This window comes from Geomonas sp. Red276, from assembly GCF_054784495.1.
In genome coordinates, this window is the sequence record NZ_BLXW01000067.1 from 1 (window position 1) to 7,242 (window position 7,242).

Here is a 7,242-nt window from a genome sequence, read left to right on the forward strand (position 1 = left end):
CCTGACTGGAACTGGAAACGATTCTTCACGGCAGCCTCCTCGGATGGAATGTGCCGTGATTATATGAACCACCTACGACGTAATATGTCGCGCTTGTCTTCCAGCGGAAGATTGGCGCTAATCAGGTTTTCTTTTGTGCTGTTTTATTGGCGGCGGGCTTTGACCGGAGACGAGGGGCGTATTGGGGCCATTTTAAAACGGAAAAAGAGAACGTCGTTCCAAATGTGAGAACGGGAGGGCCGCAATAGAACATAAAAAAGGGGCGTCCCGGTTTCCCGTGACGCCCCTTTCAGCGAATCACCGCGGTAAGGATCAGTACTCTTCCTGCGGCTCCAGCCCGACGACCGTTTCGACAACCTCCATGGGGACTTTGCCGTTCAGGCAGGCCTTCATGCGGTCCATGTCGAGCTCTTTCTCCCAGCGGGAGACCACCACGGTGGCGACACCGTTGCCGACCAGGTTGGTCAGGGCGCGGGCCTCGGACATGAAGCGGTCGATGCCGAGGATGAGGGCAAGGCCGGCGACCGGGATGCTCGGGATGGCGGTGAAGGTGGCGGCCAGGGTGACGAAGCCGCTGCCGGTCACGCCGGCGGCCCCTTTGGAGGTCAGCATCAGGACGGCCAGGATGGTGATGGTCTGGGTAATGGTGAGGTGGGTGTTGGTGGCCTGGGCCACGAAGACGGCTGCCATGGTGAGGTAGATGGAGGTGCCGTCCAGGTTGAAGGAGTAGCCGGTCGGGATGACGAGGCCGACCACCGACTTGGTGCAGCCGAGGTTCTCGAGCTTGGCCATCATGCGGGGAAGGGCCGACTCGGAGGACGAGGTGCCGAGCACGATGAGGAGCTCTTCCTTGATGTAGGCGATGAACTTGAAGATGTTGAAGCCGCAGATCCTGGCGATGATCCCCAGCACCACGAAGATGAAGAGGAGGCAGGTGAGGTAGAAGCACCCCATGAAGGCCCCGAGTTTGGAGAGGGAGCCGACGCCGAATTTCCCGATGGTGAAGGCCATGGCGCCGAAGGCCCCGATCGGGGCGGCTTTCATGATGTAGTTGACCACTCCGAAGAAGGCGTGGGCGGTGCGGTCGATGAACTGGTAGACCGGCTTGCCTTTCTCGCCCATGGCGGAGAGGGCGAAGCCGAAGAGCAGCGCGAAGAGGAGCACCTGGAGGATGTCACCCTTGGCGAAGGCGTCCACCACCGAGGAGGGGATGATGTTCATCAGGAATTCCACGGTGTTGGTCGATTTGGCCTGGGTGGTGATGGTGGCCAGCGCCTTGGTGTCGATCTTGCTCACGTCGGCGTTGAAGCCGACACCCGGCGCCAGGAAGGTCACCACTGCGAGGCCGATGGAGAGGGCCAGGGTGGAGACGATCTCGAAGTAGAGGAGGGCCTTGGCGCCGACGCGCCCGACCTTCTTCATGTCGTCCATCCCGGCGATGCCGGTGACCACGGTGCAGAAGATGACCGGGGTGATGATCATCTTGATCAGCTTGATGAAGGCCTCGCCGAACGGCTTCATGGCGACGCCGGCCTCGGGGTAAAAATTCCCCAAGGCCACGCCGATTGCAATAGCGGTCAGTACCTGTACGTACAGATGCTGGTAAAACTTCTTCCCTCTCATGGTGATCTCCTTTTCAGCGTATGGTTAGCGACAGCAATAACGTCACCGGATCAACATCGATGGATCAGGCCGGAGCCTTCCCGGCCGTTTTAATATTTAGAACAACGTTAGCAACTAACATACCAAGGGAGGGCGCAGGCAGGGGATGCAGGGAGGGCAGGGCGTTGTCGTATACGGTAGCCAGGTCCGGCGGGGTCGAATGGGTATAACCTGCGTTAAGTGGCAGGCGGGTGAAGACGGGCTTAGGGCGGAAGAGTACGGTATAAAATGCCTCTATAACCATGGTTATGGTTATAACCATGGTTATAGGCATTGGGTGGAGACGGGTGGTTGTGGGTCCGGAAAGCACAAGACATCGGTTTATTTTTCAGCTCGTTAGGCGCGGGTTCTTACCCTTCGCCCCTTTAGGGCAGGCTTTTCGTTACCCCCTCGCCCCTTTAGGGTAGAGGGGCAGGGGTGAGGGAGGTTTGAAGAGGCGAGGGGATGCCTGAAGGTTCCCTCCCCTTCAAGGGGAGGGACAGGGTGAGGATGGGGTTGATACGTAGAGGATAAAAAGAAAGGGCGCCGTTTCCGGCGCCCTCGATGATGGTATTACATGGCAGCGAATAGATCAGGCCGGGGTAGGGGAAGCCACTCCCTCGGCATCGTCGTCGTCCGCCTCCATGGAGGTATCCGGAGTGCCCGGCGCAGTAGCTGTGTACTTCCCGGAGAGGACAGCCTGCAATCGCTCGTTGTCCACCGATTTCTCCCACTTGGCCACCACCACGCAGGCCACCGCGTTGCCGACCATGTTGGTGAGCGCCCGGCAGGTCGCCATGAACCAGTCCACGCCGAGGAGAAGGACCAGGCCGGAGACCGGCAGCGTGTGCAGCGACGAAAGGGTGGCGGCGAGGCAGATGAAGCCGCCGCCGGCAACCGCCGCGGCCCCCTTGGAAGTCAGCAGGAGCACCAGCAGGATGGTCAGCTGCTCCCCGATGGTGAGCTTGATGTTGAAAGCCTGGGCGATGAAGACGGCGGCCATGGTGAGGTAAATGGAGGTGCCGTCCAGGTTGAAGGAGTAGCCGGTCGGGATCACGAGGCCGACGACCCCCGACTCGATGCCGAGGTTCTCAAGCTTGGACATCAGGCGCGGGAGCACGGTCTCCGAAGAGGAGGTCCCCATGACGATGAAGAACTCCTCGCTCACGTACTTGAAGAGCTTCCAGAGGCTGAAGCCGGCCAGCTTGCAGACGATGCCGAGGATGATCACCACGAAGAGAAGGGCGGTTCCCCAGACGCCGAGCAGGAGCTCACCGAGCCCGGAGAGGGTGCTGGTGCCGAACTTGGCCACCGCGAAGGCGATGGCGGCGCCGGCGCCGATCGGGGCGAGCTGCATGATGTAGTGGATGCATTTGAAGAAGCCCTGGGTGACATCGTCGATCAGCTCGACCACCCGCTTCCCTTTCTCGCCGAGGGCGGCCATGCCGGCGCCGAAGAGGACGGCGAAGAAGAGGACCTGCAGGATATCTCCCTTGGTGAAGGCGTCGAAGACCGTCTCCGGGATGATGTTCATCAGGAAGTCGGAGGTGCTCAGGTGCTTGGCCCCCTCGGTGAACTTGGCGATCTGTCCGACGTCGAGGGTCTTGGGGTCGGCGTTGATGCCGGTCCCGGGCTGAAGCCAGTTGACCATGGCCAGACCGATGATCATGGCGAAGGTGGTGAGGAACTCGAAATACAGGAGGGCCTTTACCCCGACCCGGCCGACCTTCTTCATGTCACCCATCTTGGCGATACCGACCACCACGGTGCCGAAGACGATGGGGGCGATGACGAAGCGGATCATCTTGATGAAACCGGTGCCGAGCGGCCTGAGCGCCTTGGCGCTCTCCGGAGCCAGGTAGCCGATCAGGACGCCGATGATCATGCCGACGCTCACCCTGAACAGCAGGGAGCCAAAGAACGCGCGTTTCTTGCTGATTGAACCTGCCTGCACCACACCGATGCTGCTCGACATCACTTCCTCCTTCACGATCCATGTAATTCCCTTGCCGCGGCCGGCGTTTATCGCATGACCGACAGGTTGTTCAAGGGCCGAGAGAAGATAGCAAGCCATGTACCAAGGATGGCGGGGGAGGTAACGTCCTGAAAACCGTATACAAATAGGGATGGCAGAGGAGGGGCGGGCGATGAAAGGTTATAACCTGAGGAGGGCAGTGGAGCGGTTCGAGGGGTAAAATGCCAAGGATTTCAGGCCGGTGTGCCGGGTATGCCGCAGGTTATAGGTATAACGAAAGTTATGCCGTGCCGTGGGTGTGAGATAGAATTGCTGGCCGGGAGAATGTCCCTGATCCTTTTCACTCCCGCCCCTCTGCAACCCTTCCCCGCCTCAACCTCTCAAAACCGGGTCCACTCGTTGAGAGATGTGACGACCGGCATGATGGCGCGTGCCCCCTCCACCACAGAGGCCAGTGGGGTGTGCGCGGTTTTCACGCTGATGCCGGTGCGTTGCTCCAGGTAGGCGCGCATTCCGGGGACGAGCGCTCCTCCACCCGTAAGACAGATCCCGCTGTCAATGATCTCGCATCCGATCTCATCAGGCAGGTTACGCAGGAAGGAGTCGACGGTGTCGGCTATCTCTTCCACCACCGGTAGCAATACGCTGGCTGTCATTACGCTTCCGGCGAGGTTGGGTGAAGGGAGCAGGCCGCAGCTCTCCAGTAATGCGTCTCCGTCCGCTTCGGTGAAACCTGCGCATCCGGAGTTTAAAGCGGCGACCACGATGGCGTTGCGCATCCGGCCACACCCTTTTCTGATGGCGCAGGTCGCCGCAATTTTGCTAGCGCGCAGGACGGCGCAGTCGGTGACCCCCTCTCCGATATCAATTACCATCTGCGCGTAGGGAGAGGAAACGTCCAATCCGGAGCCGATAGCGGCGGCGAGCGGTTCAGGGATTACTGAAAGGGACGCGGCTCCTGCCCTCAGCAGTGAGTCGATCAGCATCTGTCTCTCGTCCTTTTTCGCATCGCTCGGGGCACACGCCAGGACGCGGGGCTTCACCACGCCGAACATCCGGGTGCGCTCCAGGAGGGGCTTCACTATCTCGACGATCGTTTCGCAATCGACAACGACGCCGTCGCGCAGTCCCCTTTTGCAGTCGATTCGAGAGGGACGCTCCATGAAGGGAGCGGTTCCCGACGCGATGCGTATCGTGGCCGTCCCAATATCCAGCGCAACGTGCTGCCGCCACTGACCACGGAGATCTTTAAGCATGGCTATGGTCCTTGTATCGTCTGACTCGCTTCGAAGGTGAACTCCCTGTGGCAACTGTTACAGCGGAAGTTGCGGTGGCCGGTTCGCTTGTGATGGTCATATGAGCCGCAGTGGCTGCAGGTGATACGCTGCTGCAGCGCTGCGTAGACAATGGCGCTGAAGAACGGATTCATGGCTCCTCCCGGGAAACCGAGGTCTCCCCGTGTTGTTTCCCCTTCATCAGGTTACTCCTTTTTTCATGTTACCGAAATTCGGGGAGGCGCGCTGACGCCTCCCCGGAGCATACGGAGTGGAAGCCGTTTCCGCATCAAGGCGCAGCGGCGACCTTTCCCGTGCCTTTTTCCAATTCGAAGACGATGGGGCTGGCGACAAAGATCGAGGAGTAGGTACCGACGGCAATACCTACCACCAGGGCCAAGGCAAAATCATGAATGACCTCGCCGCCGAACAGCAGCAGGGAGGTCGCGGCAAGGAAGGTCGTCAGCGAGGTGATTACGGTCCGCGACAAGACCTCGTTGATGCCCCTGTTAAATACCTTGGCTATCGGATCGTTCAGGTTCTTGGACAGCTGTTCCCTGATCCTGTCGAACACCACCACGGTGTCGGTCAAGGAGTACCCGGCTACCGTCAACAGTGCCGTGATGAAAAGAAGGTTGATCTCCTTGTTAAGCATGTAGAAGACGGCGACCATGGCGAGAACGTCATGCAGGGTGGCGATGGTGGCCGCAACCCCGAATCTGAAATCGAAGCGCCAGGCTATATAGATGACAATCCCGAGCATGGAGATCCCCACCGCGACCAAGGTGTCTTTCTTAAGTTTCTCCCCGATCGAGGGGCCGACTTCCGAGGAGCTTGCCACCACGAAGGTGTTCTCCGGGAACTCCCTCATAAAAACCTCCGCGATGGTGTCGGCGACTTTTCCTGTGCTCAACGTGGTTTTGCCGACCTTGACCAGGAGTTTGTTCCCCTCCTGAACCTCCTGGAGGTTCGCTTCCTTGAGATGGTTGCGGGCCAGGACATCCCGCGCCTTCTCGATGGAGATCGGCTGGCGGAATTCGAGTTGGACGGAGGTGCCACCCGAGAAGTCGATCCCCATGTTGGCCTCATTCCTCGCTATCTGGACCAGGCCGATAATCCCCACCAAGGAAATCACGGCCGAAACTAAGAAGAAAATCCTTCTTTTCGCAATGAAGTTTATGTCTGTTTTCTTGATCAACTGCACGTATTGCCTCCTGTAAGCTGGCTTTCCGTGTCGTGATGGCAGGAAGAGGATCAGAGGACGTTCTCGCCAAACGCACGGAATTCTGCTGAAAGACCCAATGGTGGCCAACTCCGGGCAGCCCCTTTTCCGTGCAGTTGGCAAGGAACGGCAAGAGACACTCGTCCGCGAGAAGACAGGAGGCATCGCATGATGCGAGCAGGCTGTCGTTGTCCGGTGGGGGGCCTCGTCCCGTCAATGACGTGGTGCACGAATGAGCACGAGCGAGCGTTCTTCCCCCTCGTTCGCGGGCGAGGGCAAGGGGGCAGGGGTGCCGTGGAGCTAGGAGTTCGGTGGGTTAGGCAGAAGCAGGTGGCGCCCTGGAGTGGACGGCAGAATAAAGGGGTGAGAGGGCGGAATGGGATTGGAGAGTAGCGGCTGGCAGTGAGAAAGCCTCACGCCGGACAAGGCCGATCTCACGGCTCAGGCCGAAATGGGGAGCAGCTTTCAGACCCCTCGACGGAGGGGATTTTATCTGGTCCTTGACGAGGACCACCGAATGAGGTTTCGGTTTACATACTTTGGACAGCGTCGCCTGGTTAAGGCCGGAAAGGGTGGGAACGTGGATCCCTTGGCAGACGAAGAATATCGAGACCGTCAGCAGTAACGGCAGCAGATATGTCCGGTATTTAAGAGAGATCCCGAAAGCCATGTTCCATGCTTATAGGAATTTTCCCGAAGTTTCAAGTGATAAACTCCACCTTAGGGGGACATGACGGAAAAGGGAAACGTACCACGTGCCCTTGATCGAACAGCTTATGCCGGTCAAGGGCACGCGGGGAGGAGAGGTCAGGTGGAGGTGAAGGTGTGGGTGGGGGACCAGGGGCCTTCGCCTTTGGAACAGATGAGGCGGAACCTCAGGTGGTAGTTCTGGCCCGACGCGAAGCCGCTCATATGCATGGTCGGTTTCTTGTAAAACCCGAAATGATTCCAGCTCTCCTGGAGGGCGGGATCGCCCTGGGTGATGTGGGCCTCATAACTTAACCTGATTAGCGCCAATCTTCCGCTGGAAGACAAGCGCGACATATTACGTCGTAGGTGGTTCATATAATCACGGCACATTCCATCCGAGGAGGCTGCCGTGAAGAATCGTTTCCAGTTCCAGTCAGGCC

Annotated in this window: 5 protein-coding genes and 1 pseudogene; 1 reads left to right on the top strand and 5 read right to left on the bottom strand. The window is 59.0% G+C overall.

What is annotated here, in order from left to right; genetic code table 11:
* A partial coding sequence (locus ACYVL5_RS23205; protein ID WP_460597923.1) for a hypothetical protein occupies positions 1-228 on the top strand: 228 nt, incomplete at its 5' end.
* A gap of 84 nt (positions 229-312) precedes the next feature.
* Here the strand turns inward: ACYVL5_RS23205 and ACYVL5_RS23210 are convergent.
* The 5 genes and pseudogenes from ACYVL5_RS23210 to ACYVL5_RS23230 form a co-directional block, all read right to left on the bottom strand.
* On the bottom strand, positions 313-1,623 hold the full coding sequence (locus ACYVL5_RS23210; protein WP_460597924.1) for a dicarboxylate/amino acid:cation symporter: 1,311 nt from the start codon (positions 1,621-1,623) through the stop codon (positions 313-315).
* Between the two features lie 610 nt (positions 1,624-2,233).
* Positions 2,234-3,616, bottom strand: coding sequence for a cation:dicarboxylase symporter family transporter (gene dctA, locus ACYVL5_RS23215; protein WP_460597925.1), 1,383 nt, complete (start codon positions 3,614-3,616; stop codon positions 2,234-2,236).
* A gap of 380 nt (positions 3,617-3,996) precedes the next feature.
* Entirely contained in the window at positions 3,997-4,872 is an 876-nt protein-coding gene (locus ACYVL5_RS23220) for a rod shape-determining protein (protein WP_460597926.1), read from the bottom strand.
* 307 nt (positions 4,873-5,179) lie between these two features.
* On the bottom strand, positions 5,180-6,094 hold the full coding sequence (secF, locus tag ACYVL5_RS23225; RefSeq protein ID WP_460597927.1) for a protein translocase subunit SecF: 915 nt from the start codon (positions 6,092-6,094) through the stop codon (positions 5,180-5,182).
* Between the two features lie 825 nt (positions 6,095-6,919).
* Positions 6,920-7,242, bottom strand: a pseudogene (locus ACYVL5_RS23230) (hypothetical protein); the annotation flags it as partial.

Bases quoted from the DNA above. Each gene is read 5' to 3' on its own strand.
- ACYVL5_RS23210 (WP_460597924.1), bottom strand. From the start codon at position 1,623: ATGAGAGGGAAGAAGTTTTACCAGCATCTGTACGTACAGGTACTGACC.
- dctA (WP_460597925.1), bottom strand. From the start codon at position 3,616: ATGTCGAGCAGCATCGGTGTGGTGCAGGCAGGTTCAATCAGCAAGAAA.
- ACYVL5_RS23220 (WP_460597926.1), bottom strand. From the start codon at position 4,872: ATGCTTAAAGATCTCCGTGGTCAGTGGCGGCAGCACGTTGCGCTGGAT.